At 28.7% G+C, this 26,748-nt stretch carries 20 protein-coding genes, 2 tRNA genes and 1 pseudogene; 9 read left to right on the top strand and 14 right to left on the bottom strand.

Annotated features, from left to right (window positions below):
* Window positions 1-3 precede the first annotated feature (3 nt).
* The 4 genes from BLO14_RS00595 to BLO14_RS00580 form a co-directional block, all read right to left on the bottom strand.
* Window positions 4-1,395 (bottom strand): cation:dicarboxylate symporter family transporter, encoded by a 1,392-nt coding sequence (locus tag BLO14_RS00595; RefSeq protein WP_091971727.1) that lies wholly within the window; start codon window positions 1,393-1,395, stop codon window positions 4-6.
* A gap of 72 nt (window positions 1,396-1,467) precedes the next feature.
* Entirely contained in the window at window positions 1,468-3,060 is a 1,593-nt protein-coding gene (locus BLO14_RS00590) for a glucose-6-phosphate isomerase (RefSeq protein ID WP_091971725.1), read from the bottom strand.
* Window positions 3,061-3,082: 22 nt separating this feature from the next.
* Window positions 3,083-3,484, bottom strand: coding sequence for a ParB N-terminal domain-containing protein (locus BLO14_RS00585; RefSeq protein WP_091971723.1), 402 nt, complete (start codon window positions 3,482-3,484; stop codon window positions 3,083-3,085).
* Between the two features lie 6 nt (window positions 3,485-3,490).
* Window positions 3,491-6,289: a penicillin-binding protein 1A gene (locus BLO14_RS00580; RefSeq protein WP_091971721.1), complete on the bottom strand. Its 2,799-nt coding sequence runs from the start codon at window positions 6,287-6,289 to the stop codon at window positions 3,491-3,493.
* A 295-nt stretch (window positions 6,290-6,584) separates the two neighbouring features.
* Between BLO14_RS00580 and plzA the strand changes: the two genes are divergently transcribed.
* Window positions 6,585-7,370: a c-di-GMP-binding receptor PlzA gene (gene plzA / locus BLO14_RS00575; RefSeq protein ID WP_091971719.1), complete on the top strand. Its 786-nt coding sequence runs from the start codon at window positions 6,585-6,587 to the stop codon at window positions 7,368-7,370.
* 236 nt (window positions 7,371-7,606) lie between these two features.
* On the opposite strand, the gene BLO14_RS00570 is transcribed toward plzA, so the two are convergent.
* A complete protein-coding gene (locus BLO14_RS00570; RefSeq protein WP_091971717.1) occupies window positions 7,607-8,614 on the bottom strand; it encodes an L-threonylcarbamoyladenylate synthase in 1,008 nt (335 codons plus the stop codon).
* Window positions 8,615-8,720: 106 nt separating this feature from the next.
* Here BLO14_RS00570 and BLO14_RS00565 point away from each other — a divergent pair, with 106 nt between their 5' ends.
* The 3 genes and pseudogenes from BLO14_RS00565 (at window position 8,721) to valS (ending at window position 13,281) form a co-directional block, all read left to right on the top strand.
* Window positions 8,721-9,509: a septal ring lytic transglycosylase RlpA family protein gene (locus BLO14_RS00565; protein ID WP_091972270.1), complete on the top strand. Its 789-nt coding sequence runs from the start codon at window positions 8,721-8,723 to the stop codon at window positions 9,507-9,509.
* A 151-nt stretch (window positions 9,510-9,660) separates the two neighbouring features.
* Window positions 9,661-10,649 (top strand): annotated as a pseudogene (locus BLO14_RS00560) (tRNA dihydrouridine synthase).
* Window positions 10,650-10,653: 4 nt separating this feature from the next.
* Window positions 10,654-13,281, top strand: a complete 2,628-nt coding sequence (gene valS / locus BLO14_RS00555) for a valine--tRNA ligase (RefSeq protein ID WP_091971715.1) — start codon at window positions 10,654-10,656, stop codon at window positions 13,279-13,281.
* A 91-nt stretch (window positions 13,282-13,372) separates the two neighbouring features.
* Here valS and BLO14_RS00550 read toward each other — a convergent pair whose 3' ends face one another.
* The 3 genes from BLO14_RS00550 to groES all read right to left on the bottom strand — a co-directional run bounded on the left by BLO14_RS00550 (window position 13,373) and on the right by groES (window position 15,324).
* Window positions 13,373-13,969 carry a hypothetical protein gene (locus BLO14_RS00550; protein WP_091971713.1) on the bottom strand — a complete coding sequence of 199 codons (597 nt, stop codon included), beginning with the start codon at window positions 13,967-13,969 and terminating at the stop codon, window positions 13,373-13,375.
* 84 nt (window positions 13,970-14,053) lie between these two features.
* On the bottom strand, window positions 14,054-14,731 hold the full coding sequence (gene mnmC2 / locus BLO14_RS00545; protein WP_091971711.1) for a tRNA (5-methylaminomethyl-2-thiouridine)(34)-methyltransferase MnmC2: 678 nt from the start codon (window positions 14,729-14,731) through the stop codon (window positions 14,054-14,056).
* Between the two features lie 320 nt (window positions 14,732-15,051).
* Entirely contained in the window at window positions 15,052-15,324 is a 273-nt protein-coding gene (gene groES / locus BLO14_RS00540; protein ID WP_004789371.1) for a co-chaperone GroES, read from the bottom strand.
* 143 nt (window positions 15,325-15,467) lie between these two features.
* Here groES and BLO14_RS00535 point away from each other — a divergent pair, with 143 nt between their 5' ends.
* The 3 genes from BLO14_RS00535 (at window position 15,468) to BLO14_RS00525 (ending at window position 21,004) form a co-directional block, all read left to right on the top strand.
* The gene (locus BLO14_RS00535) at window positions 15,468-17,099 is read left to right on the top strand and encodes an ABC-F family ATP-binding cassette domain-containing protein (RefSeq protein ID WP_091971709.1); all 1,632 of its coding nucleotides are present in this window, start codon (window positions 15,468-15,470) and stop codon (window positions 17,097-17,099) included.
* 35 nt (window positions 17,100-17,134) lie between these two features.
* The gene (locus BLO14_RS00530) at window positions 17,135-18,814 is read left to right on the top strand and encodes a PQQ-binding-like beta-propeller repeat protein (RefSeq protein WP_091971707.1); all 1,680 of its coding nucleotides are present in this window, start codon (window positions 17,135-17,137) and stop codon (window positions 18,812-18,814) included.
* Between the two features lie 105 nt (window positions 18,815-18,919).
* On the top strand, window positions 18,920-21,004 hold the full coding sequence (locus tag BLO14_RS00525; protein ID WP_091971705.1) for a P83/100 family protein: 2,085 nt from the start codon (window positions 18,920-18,922) through the stop codon (window positions 21,002-21,004).
* 81 nt (window positions 21,005-21,085) lie between these two features.
* Here BLO14_RS00525 and BLO14_RS00520 read toward each other — a convergent pair.
* Window positions 21,086-21,158, bottom strand: a tRNA-Pro gene (locus BLO14_RS00520).
* Between the two features lie 9 nt (window positions 21,159-21,167).
* A tRNA-Arg gene (locus tag BLO14_RS00515) sits at window positions 21,168-21,241 on the bottom strand.
* A gap of 103 nt (window positions 21,242-21,344) precedes the next feature.
* Between BLO14_RS00515 and BLO14_RS00510 the strand changes: the two genes are divergently transcribed.
* A complete protein-coding gene (locus BLO14_RS00510) occupies window positions 21,345-21,980 on the top strand; it encodes an endonuclease III domain-containing protein (protein ID WP_091971702.1) in 636 nt (211 codons plus the stop codon).
* A gap of 9 nt (window positions 21,981-21,989) precedes the next feature.
* Here BLO14_RS00510 and BLO14_RS00505 read toward each other — a convergent pair whose 3' ends face one another.
* Genes BLO14_RS00505 through BLO14_RS00495 form a run of 3 tightly spaced genes read right to left on the bottom strand, consistent with a single transcriptional unit; the run spans window position 21,990 to window position 24,295 of the window.
* Window positions 21,990-22,850: an ABC transporter permease subunit gene (locus tag BLO14_RS00505; RefSeq protein WP_091971699.1), complete on the bottom strand. Its 861-nt coding sequence runs from the start codon at window positions 22,848-22,850 to the stop codon at window positions 21,990-21,992.
* Window positions 22,847-23,830: an ABC transporter permease subunit gene (locus BLO14_RS00500; RefSeq protein WP_091971696.1), complete on the bottom strand. Its 984-nt coding sequence runs from the start codon at window positions 23,828-23,830 to the stop codon at window positions 22,847-22,849. Before BLO14_RS00500 ends, BLO14_RS00505 begins: the two co-directional genes overlap by 4 nt.
* Window positions 23,831-23,836: 6 nt before the next feature.
* On the bottom strand, window positions 23,837-24,295 hold the full coding sequence (locus BLO14_RS00495; protein WP_091971693.1) for a septum formation initiator family protein: 459 nt from the start codon (window positions 24,293-24,295) through the stop codon (window positions 23,837-23,839).
* Between the two features lie 99 nt (window positions 24,296-24,394).
* Between BLO14_RS00495 and BLO14_RS00490 the strand changes: the two genes are divergently transcribed.
* Window positions 24,395-25,522 (top strand): hypothetical protein, encoded by a 1,128-nt coding sequence (locus BLO14_RS00490; RefSeq protein ID WP_091971690.1) that lies wholly within the window; start codon window positions 24,395-24,397, stop codon window positions 25,520-25,522.
* Between the two features lie 198 nt (window positions 25,523-25,720).
* On the opposite strand, the gene BLO14_RS00485 is transcribed toward BLO14_RS00490, so the two are convergent.
* Entirely contained in the window at window positions 25,721-26,734 is a 1,014-nt protein-coding gene (locus tag BLO14_RS00485) for a DUF4340 domain-containing protein (RefSeq protein WP_091972268.1), read from the bottom strand.
* Window positions 26,735-26,748 lie beyond the last annotated feature (14 nt).

Below are 26,748 nucleotides of genomic sequence, written 5' to 3'. Positions count from 1 at the left end.
CATTTATTTGTTTATGAACTCTTTTTTGTTGTAGATATCGAGGTTGAATTGTTTAAGTTTTTTAGCAGATATAATACCGGCAAGCATTGAATCGCTTACATTAACTGCTGTTCTTCCCATGTCAATTAAAGGTTCAACAGATATTACAAGTCCAACCAATCCTACTGGAAAGTTCATTGCGGAGAGTACCATTAGTGAAGCTGTTGTTGCGCCTCCGCCAGCGCCAGCAGCTCCAAATGAAGTTATTATTATTAATCCAAGAAGTGTGAGTATAAATGAAGCATCTGTAGGGTTTATTCCTTGAGTTGGCGCTATCATTACTGCGAGCATAGCGGGATGCAGTGCTGCACAACCATTTTGCCCAATTGATGTTCCAAAGGAACTTGATAAATTTGCTATTCCTTCACTTACCCCCAGGTTTTTAGTTTGAATTTCTATATTAATAGGTATGGTTGCAGCACTAGATCTAGATATAAATGCAAATGTTAGTGCTGGGGATATTTTTTTTATAAAAGTAATTGGGTTTAATCTATTTATTGCAATTAATGCCATGTGCATAAGAAATGTAAGTCCTATGGCAATGTAGGAAGCGATTACAAATTCTCCAAGCTTTATTATGCTTTTGATTTCGCTGGTTGCTGTAATTTTTGTCATTAAAGCCAATATAGCAAAAGGCGTTAATTTTAAAATTAAAGTTACTATTCCTAATATTGTGTCTTGAAGCGTTAATATTATTTTTTTAAAAAACTCTATTGATTCTGGCTTTTTGATAGATGTTTTAAGGGCGGCTATTCCTACGATAGCTGAGAATATTACGACTCCAATTGTTGAGCTTTTTCTAAGTCCTGCCAAATCTTCAAATATATTTTGCGGAATAAGTTCTGCGATTTTTTTTGTGATTGTTGTTTGATTTAATATTTCAAGTCCTTTTTGTAATTTTTCGCCTTGTAAAATTTCGCTGGCTTCTGCTTGCAGTCCTTCAGCTGTTAATCCTAACATTAAAGCAGTGAAAATGCCAATTACAGCAGCAATACCTGCTGTAAATACCAGTGTTAATATTACAAGTAGGCTCATTTTTCCAACATCTTTACTGTTAGTTAATTTTATTATTGCAGAGATTATTGATGTTATTATTAAGGGGATTATAACCATTTTAAGAAGTCTTACGTATCCATCACCCAAAATACTTATCCAACTGATAGTTTCATTTGTTATAGATGAATTTGTTCCATAAAAATATTGGATAGTCATTCCAAATATTATTCCTATTCCTAATGATATAAACACTCTTTTTGTAAAAGAAACATTTTTTCTTTTACAAAAATAAATTATGCTTATTAGAATAAGCATAATTATAATATTGATTAATGTATATAATATACTTATATTATCCATTCTTACCTCTTGTATAAGCTTAGTGCATTCTTTTTTAAAATTAAGGTTGTATATTCAAGATTAATTAATTAGCTAATCTTGAATTAATATTTTTTTAGAATAAGATTCTATTGCCTCATCTTCAAAAGTGTCATTTTTTAAAATTTGATTTGCAATAATTTTTCCCAGCTGAACCCCTTCTTGGTCGAATGAGTTTATATTTAATAAAAATCCCTCAAACATTACTTTATTCTCATAATGGGAGAGTATTGATCCTATTGCATAAGGTGTTAATTCTTTTGAGTATATTAGCGCAGAAGGCCTTTCGCCTTTAAAATTTTTATTTTTGTTATTATTTTCTTTGCCTTTTGAAAATGCTATTATTTGGGCTATTAAATTTGCTTTTAATTTATCATTGCTTGAGCTATTATCAGATATTACATCTTCTTTAAGCTGTGTTTCATTAAAACCTATGAAATCCATTGGAACTATATCTGTTCCTTGATGAAGCATTTGAAAGAATGAGTGTTGAACATCCGTTCCAATGCCCCCCCAAATTATTCTTACAGTTTTATAGTTTATTTCTTCGTTAAATCTGTTTACGCTTTTTCCATTGCTTTCCATTTCAAGTTGTTGTAGGTGAAGATAAAAATTTTCCATTGCCTTGGAATAAGCAATGATGCAGTTGCTACTGTAGTTAAGAACATTTCTCTCGTATATGCTAATTAGTGCTGCTAAAAGAGGTGCATTGTCTTTTACATTTTTATTTAATGATTTTTTGTCAGCCTTATTGGCTCCTTTTATAATTTCTTTTACAATTTTTTCTGTAAAGCAAAGAGTAAGTAGTGTAAGCCCAACTGCTGATGTTGGAGAAAATCTTCCACCTATTGAATCATGCATGAAGAAATATTCAAGATATCCTTTTTCTTCTGATGCCAACATGCTATCTTTTAATGTTATAATAGCTATTTGTTTTTTATATTCTTTTATGCCATTTAATTTTAATTTGTTTATTAAAAATTGCATATTAGCTTTGGTTTCTAATGTATTTCCACTTTTTGAGACAATAATAAAAAGCGTTTCATCAACATTAATGCTATTTAACATCTCTTCTGATTCGTCTGGATCAATATTTGAAATAAAATAGCCATTCATTAAGGCTAGATTGTGTTTTTTTGCATAATTTTTTATTGAGTTGTAAAGAGCTTTTGGTCCCAGACTTGATCCACCAATTCCTATTTGAACTACATTTTTAAACTTTTTACCATTTGCACTTTTAATATTTCCAGAATGGACTTGTTTTGCAAAATTATATATTTTTTCAAGTTCTGATTGGAAAAACTCTCTCATATTTTCTTTATTATCTTCTATTACGTCCTTACCAATTTGTCCTCTTGTTAGGTGATGTAGAACTTTTCTATTTTCACTAATATTAATCTTTTCACCATCCAGTAGTTCTTTATATTTTTCTATTAAATTTGCTTCATCGCTTAAATTTTGAAAGATTTTAAGGTGATTTTCATTAATTTGCTTTGAAGCATAATTATAATGCACACTATCCCCTTCTATTGTAATGTCGTATTCTTTTATTCTTTTTCCAGTTAATGCAGTTTTGAGCGCTTCTGGGGCAATTTCTTCAAGAATTTTAAAATTTTCAAGTTCATTAAGATTTTTGTAATTTATCATAAACACACTCCTTTGCTATGGTTTAAATTTTTCTATTTTTTCTTTTCCATATGTTTTTAATTTTTAAGATAATAAATTTAAGAAACCTCATTATTATATTGCTTTCAGAATAAATTTTTAAGTAAGCTTCACCCTCGTTTGCTTCACTTTTTGTAAATGATTTTCTAACATTATTCTCATCAAGTTCAATTTCAAGTAAAGTTTTCTTGTTTTCAATTGAGATTACCTTTACTTCAGCTTCTTTATAGCCGATTTCTTTTAAGGCTTGATATCTTCTAAATCCCGCTATTAAATTTTTATTTTTATCTATTATTATTGGATAAATTAACCCATGTTTTATAATGCTGTTTTTTAGAGTTTCAATGTCACCTACATTTTTTCTAATTCTTTTTTTTATTTTTATTTGATCGATATCTATTAACATATTGTTTTAATCCAATTGTATATCTTCTCCGTTCACATCTTTATTGTTAATTTTTTCATTTTCATTGTTGTTTGACTTTAATTCTTTTGTGCTTTTTGTATTTGTGTTTGTTTCATTAACAATGACTTCGTCTTTAATTTCTTTATCGCTATTTTTAATAATCATTTCTTCGTTATTGTTGTCGTTGTTTATTAGATCTTGTTGCGAATTTTCATTCAAGAGTTCTTGAACCTTGATTTCTATCTCATCATCTTCATTTTTATTATTGTTAATGCTTTCAATATTATTGTTATTAAGACCGTCAATATTAGTATTAGTATTATTGTTTAGACTACCATCATTATTATTGTTTAAGCCTTCAAGCTCATTGTCAAGATATTCAAATTCAGGAGTGTCAAAATTTATTTCATTGTTATCATTAATCTCATCAATTCCATATATGTTAAATTCCATTGTATTTTTAAATTCCATTTTATTTTCATAGTATTTTGATTTTTCAATTGGCTGAGTGCCAGAAATAAATAGTTCATTTATTATTTTTTCCTCAGCAATTTCTTCTGGCAGTAGTCCTGTTTCTGCTTGTACGGGAATGCTAATTATTCCTTCAGGTTTTGCAAAAACTTTTTTAGGTAAGTTTTTGTGATATTCTGCCATGAATTCTCCCCAACTAGGCCCCGCCAATCCTGTTCCTGTTCCGGATGTTCCTAGTGAATATCCTTTTTTGTCAAATCCAACCCAAAATGCTGTTGTTATATAAGGAGAGTATCCTATTGCCCATCCGTCTGCCCAATTTTGGGTTGTTCCCGACTTTCCAGCAATGTCAGATTTAAAATTTTTTAGATTTGTGTATCTTTGATTTGCTAAGGTTCCGTATTGAATTGTTGATTTCATCATATCCGTGATGATATAAGCAGCTTGAGGAGACACTATTTGACTTTGAGGTTCTTTATTTTTTATTTTAGCCAATATGCTTGCTTCTTCATTTGCTATTATTCTTCCAGTTCTGTCTTCGATGTATCTTATTCCATAAGGCTCGATTTCGTTACCACTGTTTCCCAAAATTGCAAAGGCTTTTGCCATTTGCATTGGAGAAACCGATATTACACCAAGTGCTAGTGGATAAACTTTTGGAAATGTTTTTTCTATTTCTTTTGGATCTGTTATTCCTAACAGTTTTGAGGAGTAGCTAATTGCAGAGTCAAAACCTAGCTTGTCTAATATTCTTAATGCCGGAATGTTTAAAGACAAAGCTAATGCTTGGCGTGTTAAAACGTTGCCCCGCCATTTACCACCGTAATTTTCTGGAGCATAAATTTCTCCGTTTTTATTTAAAAATGCTACCGGAGAGTCTGAAAACATTGTGGCGGCTGTTATTTTTTTTAGATCAATTGCGGCTGCAAAATATAATGTTTTAAATGCACTTCCAGGTTGAACTTTTGCTTGTGTGGCGCGATTAAATTCATTGTCTTTGGCATGCCCGCTTCCTCCAACCATGGCTCTTATTGCTCCGTTTGTTGTGTCTATTGCTATCATTGCTCCTTCAGGCTGTGCAATGAGTTTTGGTGTTAATTTATTTTTAATAATATATTCTTTTGTTGCTTTATCTATTTTATCAATTCCAAGAATAGCTCCAAAGCTTGCAATTAGATCAATATTGTCTTCGTAAAATTTTCTTTTTCTTAATTTTTTATATTGCTTTCCATTTATTCTTAAATTTTTAATTCCTAATAAATCTGATATTGCATCTACTACGGGAACAATTTCTGAATTAATAATTATTGTTTCAGATGATCTGTTTAAATTGTGCATGGTTCTTGCTTTATTGATCATGTCGTTTGTAACTTTATCTGCATATTTTTGTGCTTTAAGGTCAAGCGTTGAATATATCGAATATCCATCTTTATATATGTTTGCATCATCTGGTAAATATTTTAGTATTTTTTGTCTTATATATTCAGAGAAATAAGGAGCCTGGTCTTTTTTGCTTGAAATTGCAGATGTATCAGCCATTCTAGTCCAATCATAATTTTGCCAATAGTCATTAAATTCTTTTTCAGCAATTTCGGCTTTTACTATTCCATTAGATACAACTTGGTTTAAAACTGCTCGTTGTATTTTTTTTGAAAATTCTGGATTGTAAAGAGGTGAATAAAGTTTCGCATTTGGAAGTTGGATTATCATCATTACGGATTCTGCTGTATTGATTTTATTTACGCTTTTTCCGAAAAAGAATTTTGATGCGGCAACTATTCCATAGTTGCCGTTTCCAAAATAAACTTTATTAAGATATTTCTCTAGTATTTCGTATTTTGAGAGTTTTTTTTCAAGTTGGATTGCCCACCATATTTCATGCAATTTCCTTAAAATAGATCTTCTTGCTTGATTTGTATAGAGAAGCTTTGCAAGTTGTTGGGTTAATGTGCTGCCACCTGAGAAATATCTACCAAGAATAATATTAAATGCGGCTCTAAATATTCCCATTAAGGAAAAACCTCGATGAGAAAAAAAACCAATATCTTCTCGTATTAAAAGTGTATTAATTAGATTGTCAGGCATTTTTCTCAGAGGCATTAATTCTCTATTCTCATCAGATATAAATTGAGTTATTTGTTTTCCATTGATATCTAAAAGTCTTGAGGGAATTGCTGGGTTTATATATCCAAAATTTTTATCTTTTTGTATGTTTATAGTCTTAGATATTGCTAATGACAGTCCAATAATAGAAAAACTAACTGTGAAACATGTTAAATAAATAAGTAGCTTATGCTTATTTATTTTTTTTGAATTAAGGCTATTTAATTTCATACTTTTTACTAAAGTATACTATAAGTGTATAAGAATTAATAATGCTATGAGTTGATTGTTATAGTGTAAAATTATTGTTATAATTTTACACTATACAAACAGTATTTTTAAGTTTTGTGAATTAAATAGATCTTGTGATGTTTAGGTGATGGTGTGTCTTTAATTTTAAGAGTAGATTTATTAATTGTTGATTAGTTTTGTTTATAATTTTATGGGTTTAAAACTGTTTAAAGCAGCTTTAAACGTTGCTTAGTGTTTTTATTTTTTATATCAAAAAAGGAGTAAGGAGAGGTTTATGCTTTTATCTAGAAAAATAAGAGATTATGGAACTAAATATAGAGGTAAAGAAATTAAAATGAGTACAGAGATAAATAGTTTTTTAAATCTTCGCAATACTATTGAGATGAAGATAGGCGCTTATTCTGTGTTTGGAGTAATTTATTCTATCTCTATGGATTCTCTTAAGCTTATTTTTCAAGAAGATACAGTATTGCCTGCTTTGGCTAAAAATAAAAATTTAGGTTCTATTCAACTTAAGAAAAATTCAGATTATAAGCATGGTGCAGCTTTTTTTCCCTTTTTGTCTGTGAAACTGTTAAGTGCTTCTGCTTATTCTTCTCAAGATAAAGAATACAATTTATTAACATTGGAATTTTTATCTCCTGCGCCAGAAGAGATTGCTATTAAAGTTGGAAAGCTTCTTGATTTAAAACTTGGGCAAAATCAGAGAATTCATGAGAGGATTATTGTTGATAAAGATTCTATTAGAAAGCTAAAGATTGATTCTGATAAAGCTTTTATTAAGTTTAATGGGTCAAAACATAAATGCTTAATAAAAGATTTATCTTATGGGGGTGCTTTAGTAATTTCTTCTTTTGATTGTGGGGATCTAAAGGAAGATGTAACTGATTTGATTTTTAGTTTTGAATTTATGGATAAAGAGATTTTTATTGAGGGTAAATCAAAAAGTTTAAGCGTTATTCAGACACCCAATGGAAAGGTTTTTGCGCTTGGTATTGCTTTTGATGAGGATAAAATACCGCTTGAGTATACTATGTTAATTCATGATTATTTCAATTAATCAAAAGATTAAAAATTTTTATCTTCTTGTATGAAAATTTGCTAGTAATGCTTGCGGGGAGGGGAAGTTTTTTTGAATGTATTTACTGGCTTTCTTGAAGTTAGGAGTAGTAAGTCTGTTGCATTACAGGTTTAGATTTTACTTTTAGATTTAGCATTGTTTTGCTAATGGATGGTTATGTTTATGCTTTTTAAATTTTTTAAATATCGATTAATAATCGAGTATTATTTAAATTTTTAATTAATGAATCTATTTGAACTGGCTTTTTTGATTCTATTGTTTATTGAGTATCCAAGTTCTTCATCTTTTACGAATTCACTAAGTATTTGTTTATAGCTGTTCTCAGAATTGACTAACTCTTTGTAAAGATTTTGTGCATACTCTTCAAGAGTATTAAATACTGTAATATTTTTTTTATCCCACAAAAAATTAAATAGATAGGATTTTAGAGTAGGTTTTGTGATAAGTATTTTTGTATCTTTGTCTAAATATCTTCTTATGTTATCTTGACTTTTGAATAAATAGACAGGAATTTTTGGTTTGTAATGCTCTATTATATTACCGGGTGATTTTTCTAACTCTATTTTTGTTTCTGCGTAATTTACTGTATATCTTCCTTGAAGTTCTTTTTCTATCATTTTTTTTGTTATTGCGCCCGGTCTTAATATTAGTACGTTATCTTTTATGTCAAATCCAATCACAGTTGATTCGATTCCAATATTAAAGTCTTTTTTCCCTTCTGTTTTTATTATTCCTTTTACAAGTCCATTCAATTCTTTTAAGGCCATTTCGAAGTTTGTTGAGCTTGGTCTTTTTGATATATTTGCAGATGGTGCCACTATGGGGACTTTAGATGCTTTGATTAAGTTTAAAGCTATTTTGTTTGCAGGAATTCTTATTGCCACTGTGTCTAAATTTCCACTTACAAATTTGGATATTTTTATTGATTTTTTAAGAACATAGGTTAAAGGGCCCGGACTAAACCGTTTTATTAGCATTAGAGCACTTTTAGGAATATATTCTGACAGTTCTTTTATTTTTTTCACTGTGTCAACGTGTACTATTAAAGGATTTTTAATAGGTCTTTTTTTTACTAAAAAAATCATTTTTACGGCATCTTCATCGTAAGCATTTGCACCAATTCCGTAAACCGTTTCTGTTGGAAATACAACAAGTTCTCCCATTTTGATAAGTTTTGCCGCTTTTTGTATTTGGTTACTGCGGATTATTTCTGTTGACATCATTTTTTAGACTTTTTTTCTCTTTATAATTAAATCAAAAAAAATGCAAATAAGCAATTTGTGAGCCCGATTGTTTATTGAAATATGTTTTTATATTATAATAAATATTATGAGAAATTTAATTGATACCATCGTAAGAGATAATAGAAGCTTTGTTTTTCTCTTTGTATTTTTTTTTATTGCTTCTCATGTAAATTCCGCTACAGTAGGTCTTGCCTCATGGTATGGCGAAGCTTTTCATGGTAAAATTACTGCTAATGGTGAAAAATTTGATATGATGGCTCTTACTGCTGCTCACAAAGAATTGCCTTTTAATACTGCTGTAAGAGTTACAAATCTTTTAAATAATAGATCAGTTGTTGTAAGAATTAATGATAGGGGTCCTTTTAGGAAGGATAGAATAATCGATTTGTCAAAACATGCTGCTGAGAAGCTTGATTTTTTGGGAATAGGAGTTGCTCCTGTAAAAATTGAAGTAATTGAAAGCGTAAATGAAAAAAAATCTTCTGTCTCAAAATCTAGTGACTTTAAAAAAGCATTTAATACTGCTGAGGTTGAAGAAGAAAAGAAAACCAAGAAATCAGATGAGAATGTTTCTATTGAAAATAAATCTTCAAGTTTATTAGCAGATTATTCAATTTCTGATGACAAAGAAACAGATTTTTACATACAAGTCGGATCTTATAGGAAAAAAGATTATGCTGATAGGGCTTATCGAATATTAAAAAAAGCGGGTCTTTTTGTTGTAGTAAATTCCCATGGGCCGTTTTATACTGTTTTTATTCCTACTAATGCTGATGATGTTCAAAAAAATATAGACCTGATTAAATCTGCTGGATATAAAGATACTTTAGTAAGAAAGACCAAGGTTCCAGGAGAAAGTCTTGTTATGGATTGATTTTTTTAAATTATTTTTTTTATCAAGATTGTTTATTGATTTTTTAAAATCTTATGATTATGTCATTTATTACCACTCTTTTTAGAATACAAATTTTTTAAGTAAGGCAAAATAGTTACTTAAAAAATTTGTATTATTATATAGTTATTTTATGAAGTTTTTATTTAATATTCCTCTTCCAATTATGATTTTAGCCCCAATGGAGGACGTTACTGATACTGTTTTTAGAAATTTAATTCATTTAATAGGATCTGAAGAAGGGGAGCCCCATATCTATTTTACCGAATTTATTTCTACAAAGGGAATTTTAAATAGATCAAAACAATCTATGCAGCATGTTTTTTTAAAACCCAATGAACTTGATAGGCCTTTAATTGCTCAAATTTGGGGCAATGTTCCTGAACAATTTTATAAAGCAATAGAAATATTAGGGGGCATGGGGTTTTGGGGGATTGATATTAATATGGGCTGTCCTAAGAGTAAAATAATTAAAAAAGGGGTTTGTTCAGCTTTAATTAATAATAAATCTTTGGCTAAAGAAATAATTATTGCAAGTAAAGAAGCTTGCGCGAGATTTAATTTACCTCTTAGCGTTAAAACTAGACATGGATTTTCATATCCAGAAGTTGATGATTGGTTGGGGTTTTTGTTGAGCTTTGGAATTGATATGTTAACGGTTTATCCAAGACTTGCTGTTAATCAGAGCAAAGGCCCTGTTAATTTTGATATTTTTTATGAACTTGTTAAGTTGCGAAATAATCTTAGTCCTTCTACGCTGATTATTGGTAATGGAGATGTTTTGAGCCTTGAGGATGCTAGATATTATGTTGATAAATATTTAATTGATGGGATTATGTTTGGTCGTGGAATTTTTAAGAATTTAAATTTATTTAAATTATCTTCAAAACACTTTTTGGATAGTAATTTGAATTTTAGGTTAAATATATTAAAATTCCATATAAAGGATTTTCATGCTACTTGGGGACTTGGAAAAGATTTTAATAAACTTAAAAAATATTTTAAGATATATTTTACTGAGAAGGAAAGGCAGAGTAAATATTTCTCAAATCTTATAAATTCGAAAACTTATGAAGATCTTTTTGAAAATTTAAATGTTATGGTATGGTAGGAGATTTTTAAAACGATGAATTTTAGACCTTTTGAAAAATATGATCCTAAGGCATTTGAAGATGAAATTTACAACAAGTGGCTTAAAAATAATGTTTTTTTACCAAATAATTCTTTATTTGAAAAATTTAGTATTGTTGCTCCCCCCCCTAATGTTACTGGTGTGTTACACATGGGGCATGCTCTTAATTTTGTTTTGCAAGATATCTTTGTAAGGTATAAAAGAATGAAAAAGTACAATACTTTGTGGCTTTTCGGGACAGATCATGCAGGAATAGCAACACAGGCTGTTTTTGAAAGACATCTTAAAAATATTGGCAAAAGTAAGAATGACTTTAAAAGAGAAGAGCTTGTTCAAGAAATTTTTAAATTAAAAGATAAGCACAGGGGCATAATTGTCAATCAGATAAAAAAACTTGGGGCGTCTTATGATCACTCAAGAGAAAGGTTTACTCTTGATGAGAGTCTTTGCAAGGCTGTTAATAAGGTTTTTAAGGATTTATATTCTAAAGGGTTGATTTATAGGGGCGAGTATCTTGTTAATCTTGATCCTGGATCTGGAAGTGTTGTTAGTGATGAAGAGATTGAATATAAAGAAGTTGATGGTAAGCTTTATTTTGTTAAGTATTTTATTAATGATTCTTCTTTTATTGAGATTGCAACAACTCGGCCTGAGACTATGTTTGGGGATACTGCTATTGCTGTTAATCCCAATGATGAGAGATATAAGTCTTTAATTGGCAAAGAGGTCACAATCCCTTTGACAAGTAAAAAGATAAAAATTATTGCAGATTTTTATGTTGACAGTTCTTTTGGTACTGGGGCTTTAAAAGTTACTCCTGCACATGATCCTAATGATTTTGAAATTTCAAAAAGGCATAATATTCCTAAGGTCAATATTTTAACTCAAGATGGGAAACTGAATGAAAATGTTCCTTTGCAATATCAAGGATTAAGGATAAAGGATGCAAGATTTAAAATAGAGATAGAATTAATGGAAAAAGGGTTTTTGCAAGGCGTTAAAAAACATAGGCAACAGGTTGGACATTGTTATCGATCGGGTGAGGTTGTTGAACCTTATTTGTCTACTCAGTGGTTTGTGAGAATGAAGCCTTTGGCAGACAAAGCTTTAAAGGCTTTAGAGAATGGTGAATTGAGATTTTACCCCAAAAAGTGGGAAAATACATATAAATATTGGTTATCAAATATTAGAGATTGGTGCATATCAAGACAGCTTGTTTGGGGACATAGAATACCGGCTTGGTACAATATTGATACATCCGAGTTTGTTGTTAGTGATACTGATCCTTCTTTAGATAAAAAAAATAAGGGCAAAAGGTTTGTTCAAGATCAAGATGTTCTTGATACTTGGTTTTCTTCTTGGCTATGGCCTTTTTCTTCGCTTGGATGGCCTAATGTTACTGTTGATTTTAAAAATTATTATCCAACAAATACCTTAATAACAGCTTACGATATAATATTTTTTTGGGTTGCAAGAATGGTGATGGCGGGACTAGAATTTACAGGCCAAGTTCCTTTCAAAGATGTTTATATTACACCTCTTTTGCGCGATAAACAAGGTAAAAAAATGTCAAAGTCCTTGGGCAATGGAATAGATCCTCTTGACATTATTCATGAGTATGGAAGTGATTCTTTGCGGTTTACTTTGTCTTTTTTGTCTGTTCAAGGTCAAGATTTAAATATTGATGCTAAAGATTTTATGCTTGGAGCTAAGTTTGCAAACAAGGTTTTTAATGCTTCCAAATTTATTCTTTTAAATTTAAAAAATAGAGAAATATTAAAGGATTTGAAATTTAATGACATTGACAAATGGTTGTTTACAAGTTTAAATTCAACCATTCTTGGCGTGGAATCTTCTTTTGAAAATTATAAATACAATGAAGCTTCAAAATTCGTTTATGAGTTTTTTTGGAATGATTTTTGTGATTGGTATATTGAGATTAGTAAAATTGATCTGAATAGTGAAAATATTGATATTCAAAATATGGCTATTTCCAAGTTGCTATTTTTTCTTAAAAAAGCATTATTAATTTTACACCCGTTTATTCCTTTTGTTACAGAAAAAATTTATTCTGAATTTTCAGAAAAAGGAGATATTTTAGCCTTAAATGAATATCCGAGTTTTGATATCACCAATAATTTTCAAGAAGAATTTGAAAGTTTTAAAGTATTTAAAACTTTCATTGTAGCCATTAGAACATTTAAGAGTGAATTCAATATATCTTCTAGCATTGAAATTGATGTTGCTTTAAAGTTTGATGCTGACTTTAAATATGAAAGATACTTTAAGGACAATGAGAGCATTGCAAAAAGAATGATTAATTTTAAGAATATATTTTACAATGAAAATTGTGATGGCATGTTGGGTGTAGCTGTAGTTGGTTTTGAAATTTATGCAGACGTTAAGTTATTGATAGATAAAACCAAGGAGTTAATAAGGCTTGAAAAGCAGCTTGAAAAGTATAAGATGCTTAAGATTTCTGTTTCAAAGAAGCTTGAAAATGAAGATTTTTTAATGAATGCTCCTAAGGAAATTATTGAATCCGAGAAATTAAAATTTGTAGAATTTTCTTCTTTAATCAAGAAGATAAATAGTTATATTTTTAATTTAAAAAATCTGTAAAAAATTTAAAAAATTATTATGCAATTGAATTTGTTATGGTTATTTTTTCAGCAAAAGTCATGCTTTTTGTTAAAAATAGCATTTTACGCTCTTAATTGTTATTTAATGTTTGAGGAGATAAGAATTTTGAATCTTGTAGTTTCATGAAGCTATTTATTATTATTGGTACATCTTCTTCTTTGATGTAAATTGATGGAAACGTTTTTCTTTGATCAAAGAGAAACTCAAAATCAAGAATTAAATAAATTTGATTACTTTTGCTAGTTACGCTTAGTTTTAATTCAAAATCATCATCGTCTTGATACTGTTTATTGGGATTTTCTTTAATCATTTTTGTGCCTAATAATACGATTTCGTTTTCTTTAATGCTTTTTGGTCTACCATTAAATAAGCTTAGACTTTTGATTATATTGCTAGTATTTAAAAGATTGAAAAAGCTGAAATTTCTTCTATATCCGTTTTCTTTCAGGATAAGCTTAACTTCTGAATCGTGATCTTTGATGTATGATCCATTATGCTCAATTTCAATAATGCCTTCAAGGCTTGCATTATTTAGAACTTCAGAATATTTTTCTTTTTTTATTAATATATCTTGTATAAAGAACAAATCTTTGATTGTGTCTTTTCCAAAAATATAACTATTGGATATTAAAAAGATTAAGGCTACAATAAATATTTTTCTTGTCATTAAAATTCTCCTTTTTCTCCATTTGACAGTATATCATATTTTGTTAGAATTATTTTTTTAACAGTTTATATCATAAGTAATTTTTTAATTTTTTTGAGCTTTTATCATATGTCTTTTGTTTCCAAATCCTTTTTCTATGTGAATGTGTTTAAAATTAGCAAGTTTTAAGCCATCTTTTACAATCCTTGCAGAGGAAAACGTTGAAAGCTTGCATTCTGAACTGCTTTTCTCAGAAATTAAATTGAATATTTCATTGTTCCACATTTCAGGATTTTTTTTAGGATTAAATCCATCTAAAAACCAGTATTCTACATTTTTTGGAATTTCTTTAATTTTTATTTTAGCGTTTCCAATTAAAATTTTTAAATTAACATTTTCTGTTATTTTCAGTTTTAAATTTTTTTTTGGAATTTTGGGATAATGCTTTAACATCAATTTGAAATAGTCGGTTTCTTTAATGAAGAATTTTGAAATTTGCATTATTGTGTTTTTTTTGAGTGGAAATTTTTCTATGGAATAATAATTAATCTTTGACGTTATGTTATTTTCTTTTATGAATTTTAAAAGACATATAAAGTTTAATCCTGTTCCAAATCCCAATTCTGCTATTAAAAGATTTTCTTTTGTTTTTAATTCTAAATCTAGATTGCAGCCTTTAATAAAGGTATAAAAACTCTCTTCGATCCCATACCTTGGATTGTAATAAATGTCATCGAATTTGCTTGAATATATGGTGCTTTCTTTAAAAATTGTTTTTTTCATTTAAGTTCATTTTTTCAAGCTTACAAAACCCTGTAAGCTTGAAATTTTTAATTTGATTGATCAGAATAATAAGTTTTTATGACAAACTTGTAATTTTCATTGAAGACTGCAAGTTTTAATAAAAAAATTTTTATTTCTAAATATTTAGAAATTTTAGTAGTTCCTTCTTTAAAAGAACAAAACCTTCTATCATTTCTGCTTTCTCTTTTAAGGCATGATCACTTTTTTTATTCATACTAAAACCAGAACCTTATTTTTTTTAATAGTCTTTATAAAATATTTCTCGTAAAGACTAAAGCTAAGTTTAGCTACTTAGCTTTTTACTCTTCTATTATTGCAACTATTTCTTTTGCTTTTAGTATTAAATGTTCTTTATTCTCGATTTTCACAGCAGCTCCTGCATACTTTTCATAAAGTACAGTGTCGCCAACTTTTACAGTGATCTCTTCTTTGTTAGAACCAATGGCTATGACTGTCCCAATATTTGTTTTTTCTTTTGCATTTTCTGGTATGTAAAGTCCCGAGATTGTTTTACTCTCAGCTTCTTTAATTTTTATTAAAACTCTATCAGCTAAAGGCTTAATATTTTTCATTTCAAACATCTCCTTATGTTAATAATATTAAATATACGAAAAAATTGAGAGTTGAGTCAATATATTTATATAGTGCTTGAAAATTAAATTAATTTTCAAGATAATTTTCTTATTAGAATATCAATTTTAGGCAGGGTAATGGTTTGATAACTGTAAATAATTTGGAAGTTGCATTTGGGGGGAGAGTTTTATTCAAAGATGTAAACATTAAATTTTCTCCTGGAAATTGTTATGGAATAATTGGTGCTAATGGGGCAGGAAAAAGTACTTTTTTGAAAGTGCTAGGAGGAATGATTGAATCTACTAAGGGTGAAATATTTATTCCTAAAAATCAAAGAGTAGCGGCTCTTGAGCAAGATCAATTTGCTTATGATGCATGTAAGGTTATCGATACTGTTATTATGGGGCACAAAAGACTTTATTCTGTTCAAAAAGAAAAAGATGAAATTTATAATAAACTTGATTTTAGTGATGAAGATGGGATTAGAGTCGGGGAGCTTGAAGCAGAATTTTCAGAGCTTGGAGGATACGAGGCCGAATCCGATGCAGCAGTTCTTCTTAAGGGTCTTGGAATAGATGAGTCAATTCATAATAATTTAATGTGTGATATTGAAGGGGCTTTAAAGGTCAGAGTTCTTTTAGCGCAAGCGCTTTTTGGTGAGCCCGATATATTACTTCTTGATGAGCCTACTAACAACCTTGATTTACAATCTATTAAATGGCTAGAAGAGTTTTTAATTAACTTTGAAAATACAGTCATTGTTGTATCTCACGATAGACATTTTTTAAATCAAGTTTGTACCCATATTGTTGACATTGATTATGGGAAGATTCAATTGTATCTTGGAAATTATGATTTTTGGTATGAAACAAGCCAGATTTTAAACAAGCAGCTAAAAGATGCTAAAAAGCGATCTGAAGATAAAATTGCTGAACTTAAGACATTCATTCAAAGATTTTCTAGTAATGCATCTAAGTCTAGGCAAGCAACATCAAGGAAAAAGCTGATTGAAAAAATAAAGGTTGAAGATTTAAAGCCTTCTTCAAGGAAGTTTCCTTATGTTAATTTTAAAATCGAAAGAGAACTTGGTAAGAATGTTCTTACAATTAAAAATTTGATAAAAGAATTTGAAGGAAATTTAATTTTAAATAAATTTAGCAGTATTATTGAACCCCAGCAAAAGATTGTTTTTTTGGGAAATCCTATGTTTGCAACTTTTTTGTTTGATATTATTACAAATGAAGATAGAAATTATAAAGGTCATTATGAATGGGGAGCTACTGTTAATTTTTCATATTTTAATAAGGATAATGGAAAATATTTTGATTTAGATTTGAATTTAGTTGATTGGTTGCGTCAGTATTCAAAAGAGCAAGATGAAACTTATATTAGAGGATTTTTAGGTAGAATGCTTTTCAGTCAAGATGAAGCTTTAAAGAAGGTAAATGTTCTCTCAGGAGGAGAAAAAGTAAGATGTATGCTTGCTAAGGCTATGCTTAGCGGAGCAAATGTTTTGATACTGGACCAGCCCACAAACCATTTAGACCTTGAAGCAATTACCTCTTTAAATGCTGGGCTTAAAGAGTTTAAAGGAGTTGTTCTTTTTACATCGCATGATCATCAATTTATAGATACTGTTGCCAATAGAATTATTGAGTTTACTCCTAACGGAATAATTGATCGATATATGACTTTTTCTGAGTATGTTGATGATACTAAGATTAGAGATTTGAGAAACAACCTTTATGGTGATAATGCTGTTTTTAGGCTTTAATAGCGGTTTTTTTAAAACCCAAAAGGTTTTTTGTTTTGAGATGTGTACTTTTTATATTTGTGTTTTCAGTTTCTTTTTTAAGGCTTTATTCTAGTATTAATTTATATTTTCAAAAAGCATTAACCGGTAAAGTTGTAGGCAATCCAATTATTGATGAAAAACGTGATACTATTACGGTTTTAACAAAAGATAGATGGCTTACTACTTATACAATGTCATTTGAGAAGAAATATTCTTATAGATTGGATAGAATCCCATATTCTTTTCTTTTGAAAGATTTTGATAATGGGTATTATGTTATTACAGTTAGAAATGAAGTTGAAAAGATCAAAAGAGGAAAACTTATTTGGAAGTATAAGCTTGATTTTTCACCTTTAGGTGTTCCTGCCATAGGTAATGTTAGCATTTTAATTCCCCTTGCTGACGAGAGGGTTGTTTCTATTGATTTAGAGAGTGGAAAAAAAATGTTTGAGGTTAAGATAGATGGTAGACCTGCTACTTCTCCTGTAGTTTTTGATAATGGTGATTTTTGCATTGCAAGTGAAAATGATAAAATATTTTTGTTTGATTCTTTAGGTGATAAGAAATGGTTTTCCAGACTAATTGCTTTTCCTTTTTTGTTAATGATAAATACAAAAAAAGAGGTAGTTGTTGGGCATAAGTCAGGTCATATTGTTGCTTATGGGAGAGATTTTGGGGAAGTTGTTGGCTCTATTAAGTTAGACTTTCCTGTTAATTTTTTATTTGAAAAGTTTAATGGAGAATATGTCGCAATTTCAAGTGTTGGTATGTTTTTTGATTTAAATAGAAATTTTAAGCTTAAATTCAAAAAAAAAATGAACTTTGAGATTGAGAAAGCCGTTCTTTATAATAATAGAAATCTTTTAATTTCTACGAAATCAAATGGAATTTTGTCTTTTGAAGAAAATTTTGATATATCTTTTGTGGATGCTAAGCTTAAGGGTTTGTCAGGACTTAGTGCTAATTCAGGCATTATTGTCTTAGGGGGGGGCGATTGGGTTCTTAGTACTTATTATTACAAATACGATAAAGAACTTGATGTTAGCGTATGGAATCATTTTGGAGGCAATAAGTACAATCAAGGTAGGATAGATTTAAAAGAGAAAAGTTTTGTAGATTATGATGAAAATTATTTACTTCTTGATGAGATTCTTAGTTCTAGTTACAGTAACGCTGCGTATGATAAATTTTTAGGGATTTTGGATTTTCTTGCAACTAAACATGGAAATTTTCCCAAAAAATATTTAAATTTATATAAAAAAGCTTTTAATGTTTGGCTTTTGCCAGAAAAAGGACTTGATAGAATTGCTTCAAGGGGTAAGCTTTATAGGTATTTTGTATATGTTAATGATGAATTTTCAATTAAGAGTCTTATTAATTTGGCAATTAGAGAAAGAGATATTAACAATATAATTACCATAGTTCAAACTATTACCAAATTTGAAAGTTATTATGGACAAGATTGTATTATATATAATTACATTCAAAATATAGTGTTAAATTATCAAGGCAATTTGGAAATAGCTTATTCTGTGATTTTAAATTTGAGAAATATAATTTTAAATTCAACAGACAAACTTCTTAAACTTTGTAAGCATAAGTATATAAATTTATTAATGTTTATGAGACGACAAAATTTTTCTGAAAATATTAACAAATACATTAATGAAATTATTTCAAGCATTCAAGATTGAATTAACTGTTTTGTATATAAATCTGATTATGTTAAAATTAGGTTTAAATTAGTGAATTTAGTTGATAAGGTAGGTTATAATTAAATTTATAGGAGAATTTCTTTTATGAAAAAAATGTTACTAATCTTTAGTTTTTTTCTTATTTTTTTAAATGGATTTCCCCTTAATGCAAGGGAAGTTGATAAGAAGAAATTGAAGGACTTTGTTAATATGGATCTTGAGTTTGTAAATTATAAAGGTCCTTATGATTCTACAAATACATATGAACAAATAGTGGGTATTGGGGAGTTTTTAGCCAGACCTTTGATCAATTCCAATAGCAATTCAAGTTACTATGGTAAATATTTTATTAATAGATTTATTGACGATCAAGATAAAAAAGCAAGTGTTGATGTTTTTTCTATTGGTGGTAATTCACAGCTTGACAGCATATTGAATCTAAGAAGAATTCTTACAGGGTATTTAATAAAGTCTTTCGATTATGAGAGATCTAGTGCAGAATTAATTGCTAAGGTTATTACAATATATAATGCTGTTTATAGAGGAGATTTGGATTATTATAAAGAGTTTTATATCGAGGCCGCTTTGAAGTCTTTAACTAAAGAAAATGCAGGTCTTTCTAGAGTGTATAGTCAATGGGCTGGGAAGACACAAATATTTATTCCTCTTAAAAAGAATATTTTATCTGGAAATATTGAGTCTGATATTGATATTGACAGTTTGGTTACAGATAAGGTGGTGGCAGCTCTTTTAAGTGAGAATGAAGCAGGTGTTAACTTTGCAAGAGATATTACAGACATTCAAGGCGAAACTCATAAAGCAGATCAAGATAAAATTGATATTGAATTAGATAATATTAATGAAAACGATTCTAATATAACAGAAACTATTGAGAATTTAAGGGATCAGCTTGAAAAGGCTACAGATGAAGAGCATAAAAAAGAGATTGAAAGTCAGGTTGATGCTAAAAAGAAACAAAAAGAAGAACTAGATAAAAAGGCAGTTGATCTTGATAAAGCTCAACAAAAATTAGATTCTTTTGAAGATAATTTAGATATTCAAAGGGCTACTGTTAGAGAAAAGATTCAAGAGGATATTAACGAGATTAACAAGGAAAAGAATTTACCAAAACCTGGTGATGTAAGTTCTCCTAAAGTTGATAAGCAGCTTCAGATAAAAGAGAGTCTAGAGGATTTGCAAGAGCAGCTTAAAGAAACTAGTGATGAAAATCAAAAAAGAGAAATTGAAAAGCAAATTGAAATCAAAAAAAGTGAAGAAGAACTTTTAAAAAGTAAAGATCATAAAGCATTAGATCTTAATCAAGAATTAAATTTTAAATCTTCTAGCGAAGAAAAAATTAAAGGCAAGGAAGAAGAAATAATCAAAGGTAAATCACAGGCAAGTTCGGATGATTTGAATAATGACGAAAACCTAATGATGATACCAGAAGATCAAAAATTATTAGAGGATAAAAAATTAGATAGTAAAGAAAATTTAAAACCTGTTTCTGAGGTTGAAAAAATAGATAAAATTTCCAAGTCTAACAGTAATGAGGATGCTGAGTCATCGCCATTAGATAAGCCTTCTTATAGTGACATTAATTCAAAAGAGAATGCAAATAACAAAGATGTTGATTTGCAAAAAACCAAGTCTCAAGTTAAAGATCAATCTACTTCTTTAAATGAAGATTTAACTGCTATGTCTGTGGATTCCGGTAGTCCTATATTTTTAGAGGTTATCGATCCGATTACAAATTTAGGGACACTTCAACTTATTGATTTAAATACTGGTGTTAGACTTGAAGAAAGTACTCAGCAAGGCATTCATCGGTATGGAATTTATGAACGTGAAAAAGATTTGGTTGTTATTAAAATGGATTCAGGAAAAGCTAAACTTCAGATACTTAATAAACTTGAGAATTTAAACGTGATATCAGAGTCTAATTTTGAGATTAGTAAAAATTCATCTTTATATGTTGACTCCAAAATGATTTTAGTAGTTGTTAAGGATAGTAGTGATGCTTGGAGATTGGCTAAATTTTCTCCTAAAAATTTAGATGAGTTTGTTCTTTCAGAGAATAAAATTTTGCCTTTTACCAGCTTTTCTGTGAGAAAGGATTTTATTTATTTGCAGGATGAGTTTAAAACTTTACTTATTTTGGATTTAAATACCTTAAAGCAAGTTAAATAATTTTGCAGTTTGACTGAATTTGTATAAATTACTAAAAAGCTAAAAACTTTGTTTTTAGCTTTTTAAATTTTAAATATTTTTTCGGGATGGTGGGATTCGAACTCACGATCCCCTGCTCCCAAAGCAGGTGCCTTAGCCACTAGGCCACATCCCGAGTGAAAAGCGCACCAATTAGGACTCGAACCTAAAACCTACAGATTAGAAGTCTGTTGCTCTATCCAATTGAGCTATTGATGCATTTTAAATGCTAATGATGAGTATATCATTTTGAAAAATCCTTGTCAATAAAGTCCAGATGCCTTTTCTTTGTATATTTTTTAATTTTTGTTTTGCGTTTATAATGTTTTATAATTTTTTTATGATTAATCTTGATTTGATTGTTGATGAAACTTTGTTTAGGTATCCCAATGTTAAACCTTTTTTGAATTATAAAAATAATTATGAACTTTTAATAATGGTAATTTTGAGTGCAAGAACAACAGATAATTTGGTGAATAAAATTTCTCCATATCTTTTTGAAAGATATGAGAATTTTGAAAGTTTATCAAGAGCAAATGTGAGAGATGTTGAAAAATTAATTTATAAGACTGGCTTTTATTCAAGGAAAGCTAAAAACATTGTAAATTGTTCTATTGATATTTTGGAAAAATTTAATGGTGTTATTCCAAATAATATTTTTGATCTTGTTAAACTGCCTGGAGTAGGTCGAAAAACAGCAAATGTTATTCTTGGAGTTGTTTACAACAAGCCTGCAATTATTGTAGATACCCATTTTAGCAGAGTTATTACAAGGCATGCTCTTTCTTTGGAAAATTCTCCTGTTAAGATTGAACTGGATCTAAGAAGAAGAATAGAGCCTTGTAAGCAATATAAATTTTCTATGGCTATTAATAAACATGGAAGAGAAATTTGCACTTCTAGAAATGTAAGTTGTGCCAATTGCTTTTTAGAAAAATTTGCTCCAAGAGTTTATTAATTTTTTTAGTCAAGATGATATTAAATGTTTCATTTTTTTTCTTAGTTTTAAATTTATTATTGCTAGTATTATATTTATACCTATTATTATGAGCAGGGGATTGATCCATATCCATAGATATTTATTACCCATTTTCATATAGTTTAACAGTTCTCCAAGACTGGGATATAGATTTTTATCTTGGTTTTGTAAAAAGCTTACTACTTCAAAAGTAGTAAGACTTCTTGCCATTTGTAATGGGATTATGGATGATATTGATGAGAATACTTCTGGGAAAATGTGACGCAATATTATTTTAATTTTGCTTGCCCCTATAGCTTCACTGGCTTTAACATAATCTAAATTTTTTATTATCAATGTATTGTTTCTTGCAATAAAAGCAAATCTGATCCATCCATGAATCAATGCCAGTAATGTTGCTGTCTGAAGTATATTGTAAGTTTTTTGTTTTAAAAAGTAGTAAAAAACTAGAGACACAATATAAAAAAAGGGTAGCGTTTGCAATGTTTCGACTAGTTTTGAAATTAGCATGCAAATTTCAAAACTAAACATGCCAATTATTGTTCCAATGAAGATACCAATTGCTGCAGAAATTGTTGCGTAGCTTAGTGAAAGTAGAATAGAATTTCTGGTTGCAATTATTAGTCTTGCCATAATGTCTCTTCCCATTTTATCTATTCCTAGTGGATTGTCTTTTGTGGGTGGCATAGGAATGTTTTTGATAGATTTTAAATAAACTTTATTTGGATCTTTTTTATAGATTGCAATTTTTGAATTTTCATTAACCAGTGTTGGAGCAATGATTAATAATATAATAAATATGTTAAAGAGTGTGATATAAATTTTTTTTATTATTATATCTGGTTTCATTGGCTTAGGGTGTCCTTATATGGATTGATTTTGTAAATTAGTATATCTGTTATTATATTTGGAATAAGCATGATGAAAACACCAATAAAAATCAAATCTTTAGAAATAACATAATCGTTGAATTTTAAAGCATCTAAATATAAAGCTCCAATTCCATCAATTTCAAACATTGATTCAATCATTGATGCTCCAAAAAAAGCAGTCGTAAAAACAGGCCTCATGTTCGTAAGTAATGGTGTTATTGATGGAATTAATGCATGTTTCAAGATTATTTGTAATTTATTTATTCCTCTTGATTTTGCAGCTTTTATGTAAAATTCTGATAAAGTTTTTTCAAGAGATTGTTTAAAAATTACAGAATTAAATATGAAGAATGAAAAAAACCAAGCAAATCCACCTATTATTGAATTTTTTGGATTTAAATTTAAGTAATATATTAAAGACAATATTAAAAATACTGTTAAGTTTCTTGGCATAGAGTGGAGCAATAGCATTAAATATTCTAGCAAATTATTTATTAAGTCGTTTTTTATGTAAATTTTCCAAATTATAACAAGGGCTATTGCTACAATATAGGAGAGTAGGGCTCCTGGAATTGAGACTTTTAAAGTATTGAATAATTTTTTAAAAATTATTTTAGTGGTTGGTTTTCCTTTGCTTAGCAGAGAGTATCGATAATCACCCCATAGTATTCCTTCATTTTTTGTTTTGTATATTATATATGAATTGCCAGCTATATGCTTTAAAAAGCAATTTTTTTCTAATTTTGATTTAGGGTTGAAGTTATGCACTAGGTTATAACTTTCTATGCTTTTGTATATTCCAATGTATTGTAAGTATTTTTTCAGGATGTTTGTTTTAACAAAAGGAGTATACTGGTGTTCATTTGAAAAAAAATTTACTAACGATGTGCAGAAAAATGACGCACAAATTAAATTAATTAACAAATATATTACATTTTTGAAAATAAATATTTTCAAAAAAAGCTAATCCTTAGAGTTGTTGAAATCAAGTTTATTGTTTTGTGTAATTTTTTTGGTTTGGACAATGCAACTCGATAAGAAATAATAAATTAAACCTATTGTTATTGATATAAAGTAAAAATTTTGATTCTTAGAAAGGGGTTTTTGTAGGGTTAATATTTGTCCTTGGTTATATTGAACTTTATTATTGTTAGTTTTTATTACTGTTGAATTTTTAGGATAGTAGCCCAATTTGTTGGCTTCTTTTAAAATTTCGGACTTAGATACTTGCAAATTAATATATCTTGCTTTTAATTCTTTTTGAATTTCTTTTAGTTTTTCGATGTGATTTTTTATTAACATTAAGTTGTTATCCAATTTTTGATAATTAACAAATCCTCTCTCCCCAAACATGGGAGCTATTATGAAGTAGCTTAGTATTCCTGAGTAAAAAGACATTGCAATTTTTTTATAAATAGTCATATAGCTTGTAATTATATTCTTAATATATTATATTTACAAGTAGTTATAAAGTTGATTTAGATTGTAGCGTAATGAGTAGCTTTGGAGAGCAAGTTTGGCATGAAGAAAAGTATTTTTTTTATCAAAGAAGGTCCCAAGGAAGTTGATTTTGATATAGAGAAAGTATTTTTAAGAAATGAGTCTATTGATATTGTTTCTACAGATTCAAATAATCTTAAATTTTTTTTAGATGAAAAGCTTTTAAAACTTGATAGTATATTAAAAGAACGACATGGTGAGTTGATTAATTGTTTAAAGGATGTTGAGCTTCGTGTTGAGAGAGTTGAAAAAGAAATGCTTGATCATGGGCTTAAGCTTGTTCAAAGAGATTTTATTACTTCTTATTCGAAAGATTTTGAAAAAAAGTCGTCTGAGATTGATGATTCATTTTCTAAAAAAGAAGACAATTTGCCCAATATTTCTATTGGGCAAGAAGAATTAAATGCGTTGCTTGAAGGTATTAATTATGCTCCAAAAGAAAGTGAAATGGGGGGGGGGCAGCACAATGTTAAATTTAATAGAGATGAAGATTTTGATTTGACTAGTAATTTGCATGTGGCTGACAATGGTTTTGATAATTTTGTTAAAAAAGAAGGTATTGGGGCTAGTTGTGATAATGTGTCCGTAGAAAATATTGAGTTAAATAATAATGATCATAATGAAGAATTGGAGAGTCTTGTAGATAATAAACAGCATTTAGATTTAATTGATGAGAAGGGAACTATTGAGTATGAGAATAGTGTTAATTCTGATTTTCTTAAGAGCTCTGGTGAATGTCTCGAGTTAAAAGAATTTGACGACTTTGAAAGTATTTTAAAAGAGGATTTAGATTCTCAAGTTATTGAGGATTCTTTTACTAATGATGAAGGGAAAAATTTGATAGATGAAGCAGATCGAGGGCAAAGTAATGATATTGCCAATTGTGAAAAGCCCAGTTTTAAAAATATAACCGAAGATCATTCTTTTTCTCATTTTAATTTTGATGATGTTGAAAAGGTTGTGAGCAAGTTTAATTCTGAAGAATCTTTAAGTAATGTTATGCTAAATGGTGATGAGAAAACCGTGTTAATAAATTTCATTGATAGGGTAGAAAGTGAGCTTGAGTTAAATCCTAATAGAAATATTTTTAAAATTAAACAAGAGTATGAGGTTTTAAAAAAAGTTAAGTTTTTACTTACTAAAGGTTAAAGAGCCTATTTTATCAAATTCTATTTTTTTATAAAAATTTTTAAATTAATTTTTAATGGTTGGATGATTTTTTTGTTTTAATTAAAGCGAGACAACATTTTATCAAAAGATAAAATGTTGTCTATTGCTTGGTTACATTTTGATCATATTTATTTTTATATGTTTTGCTTTTTATTCCCTTTTAATCACATAACAAGATTAATCTGTATTGTTGTGATGTTCATGGAGATCTTCTTGATTATCGTTGCTAGAAATATTATCTTTTTCTGTTAATTTTTTTTCTAAGTTAAATACATCGAAAAAAGTCCATTTGCTAGTCATATAGTAATGCTCATCTTTATCTTTTTTGATTAATATATCGTTGTCATTTTCTTCGTTTTTATTAAAGTAAACCTCAATGTCGTTAACACTTTTATTGCTCCATTTGACTTCAATCTTGTATTGAAGCTTATAGTCATCTATTTTAGATTTGTCAATTTCAAGTCCATCAGCTTTAAATTCAGCAATAATATTTAAAGGCCTTTCCTTTGTCATTTTTTGGTTATTTAAAAAATAAAGGCCATCTTTAGTGCTAATCTCATAGTTATTATTTATATTATTTTCATTTTCTTTTTTTAATTTTGTTATCATTTTTAATGATAAATTTTCTAATTTGGTGTTTTTTTCTTGAAATAATGTAGTATCTGAAAATGTATTATAGGAATTTCCTTTATATGATAAGAAAATATTTTTTGTTAAGTAAACATTTTCGTCACTACCTTTGATGTATGCTAGTCTTGAATCACCTTCTCCTGATTTTCCAACAAAAATTTCTGTTAACAGTTTGTTATTATTGTCAAATAATTTGAAGCTTGGATTTTCTCCAATTCCCAGTTCTTTGTGTTTTTTTTGATCTCTGCTTACTAGTTTATTTTTTTGAAGTTCGTCTAATGCTTTGATTAAAGAATTAACTTTTTTATTATCAACGGGAATATTTTGTTTGTTATATGTCAGCATCCAATCTTTGCCAAGTTTTGTCAGTGTTCCTTCAAGTTCTGTTTCAATTCTAGAAATTAAATTCAAGTCAAAATCGAAAAATTTTTCTTCCAGTATTCTTGCTACTTTATTTTCATTTGAGAAAATTATTCCCAATAAGAATGTAGATGTTAACGCTATTATTATTAATATTTTTATTTTTTCTTTGTTGATTGAGAATATTTTTAGTTTTGTCATAAACACTCCTTTAT

Source organism: Borreliella japonica, assembly GCF_900099615.1.
Classification (GTDB): domain Bacteria; phylum Spirochaetota; class Spirochaetia; order Borreliales; family Borreliaceae; genus Borreliella; species Borreliella japonica.
This window is presented reverse-complemented; position numbering and strand designations above follow the sequence as displayed.

What these genes read in the sequence shown, in the direction of transcription:
- BLO14_RS00595 (WP_091971727.1), bottom strand. Translation starts at nt 1,395, where the DNA reads ATGGATAATATAAGTATATTATATACATTAATCAATATTATAATTATG.
- BLO14_RS00590 (WP_091971725.1), bottom strand. Translation starts at nt 3,060, where the DNA reads ATGATAAATTACAAAAATCTTAATGAACTTGAAAATTTTAAAATTCTT.
- BLO14_RS00585 (WP_091971723.1), bottom strand. Translation starts at nt 3,484, where the DNA reads ATGTTAATAGATATCGATCAAATAAAAATAAAAAAAAGAATTAGAAAA.
- BLO14_RS00580 (WP_091971721.1), bottom strand. Translation starts at nt 6,289, where the DNA reads ATGAAATTAAATAGCCTTAATTCAAAAAAAATAAATAAGCATAAGCTA.
- plzA (WP_091971719.1), top strand. Translation starts at nt 6,585, where the DNA reads ATGCTTTTATCTAGAAAAATAAGAGATTATGGAACTAAATATAGAGGT.
- BLO14_RS00570 (WP_091971717.1), bottom strand. Translation starts at nt 8,614, where the DNA reads ATGATGTCAACAGAAATAATCCGCAGTAACCAAATACAAAAAGCGGCA.
- BLO14_RS00565 (WP_091972270.1), top strand. Translation starts at nt 8,721, where the DNA reads ATGAGAAATTTAATTGATACCATCGTAAGAGATAATAGAAGCTTTGTT.
- valS (WP_091971715.1), top strand. Translation starts at nt 10,654, where the DNA reads ATGAATTTTAGACCTTTTGAAAAATATGATCCTAAGGCATTTGAAGAT.
- BLO14_RS00550 (WP_091971713.1), bottom strand. Translation starts at nt 13,969, where the DNA reads ATGACAAGAAAAATATTTATTGTAGCCTTAATCTTTTTAATATCCAAT.
- mnmC2 (WP_091971711.1), bottom strand. Translation starts at nt 14,731, where the DNA reads ATGAAAAAAACAATTTTTAAAGAAAGCACCATATATTCAAGCAAATTC.
- groES (WP_004789371.1), bottom strand. Translation starts at nt 15,324, where the DNA reads ATGAAAAATATTAAGCCTTTAGCTGATAGAGTTTTAATAAAAATTAAA.
- BLO14_RS00525 (WP_091971705.1), top strand. Translation starts at nt 18,920, where the DNA reads ATGAAAAAAATGTTACTAATCTTTAGTTTTTTTCTTATTTTTTTAAAT.
- BLO14_RS00510 (WP_091971702.1), top strand. Translation starts at nt 21,345, where the DNA reads ATGTTTTATAATTTTTTTATGATTAATCTTGATTTGATTGTTGATGAA.
- BLO14_RS00505 (WP_091971699.1), bottom strand. Translation starts at nt 22,850, where the DNA reads ATGAAACCAGATATAATAATAAAAAAAATTTATATCACACTCTTTAAC.
- BLO14_RS00495 (WP_091971693.1), bottom strand. Translation starts at nt 24,295, where the DNA reads ATGACTATTTATAAAAAAATTGCAATGTCTTTTTACTCAGGAATACTA.
- BLO14_RS00490 (WP_091971690.1), top strand. Translation starts at nt 24,395, where the DNA reads ATGAAGAAAAGTATTTTTTTTATCAAAGAAGGTCCCAAGGAAGTTGAT.
- BLO14_RS00485 (WP_091972268.1), bottom strand. Translation starts at nt 26,734, where the DNA reads ATGACAAAACTAAAAATATTCTCAATCAACAAAGAAAAAATAAAAATA.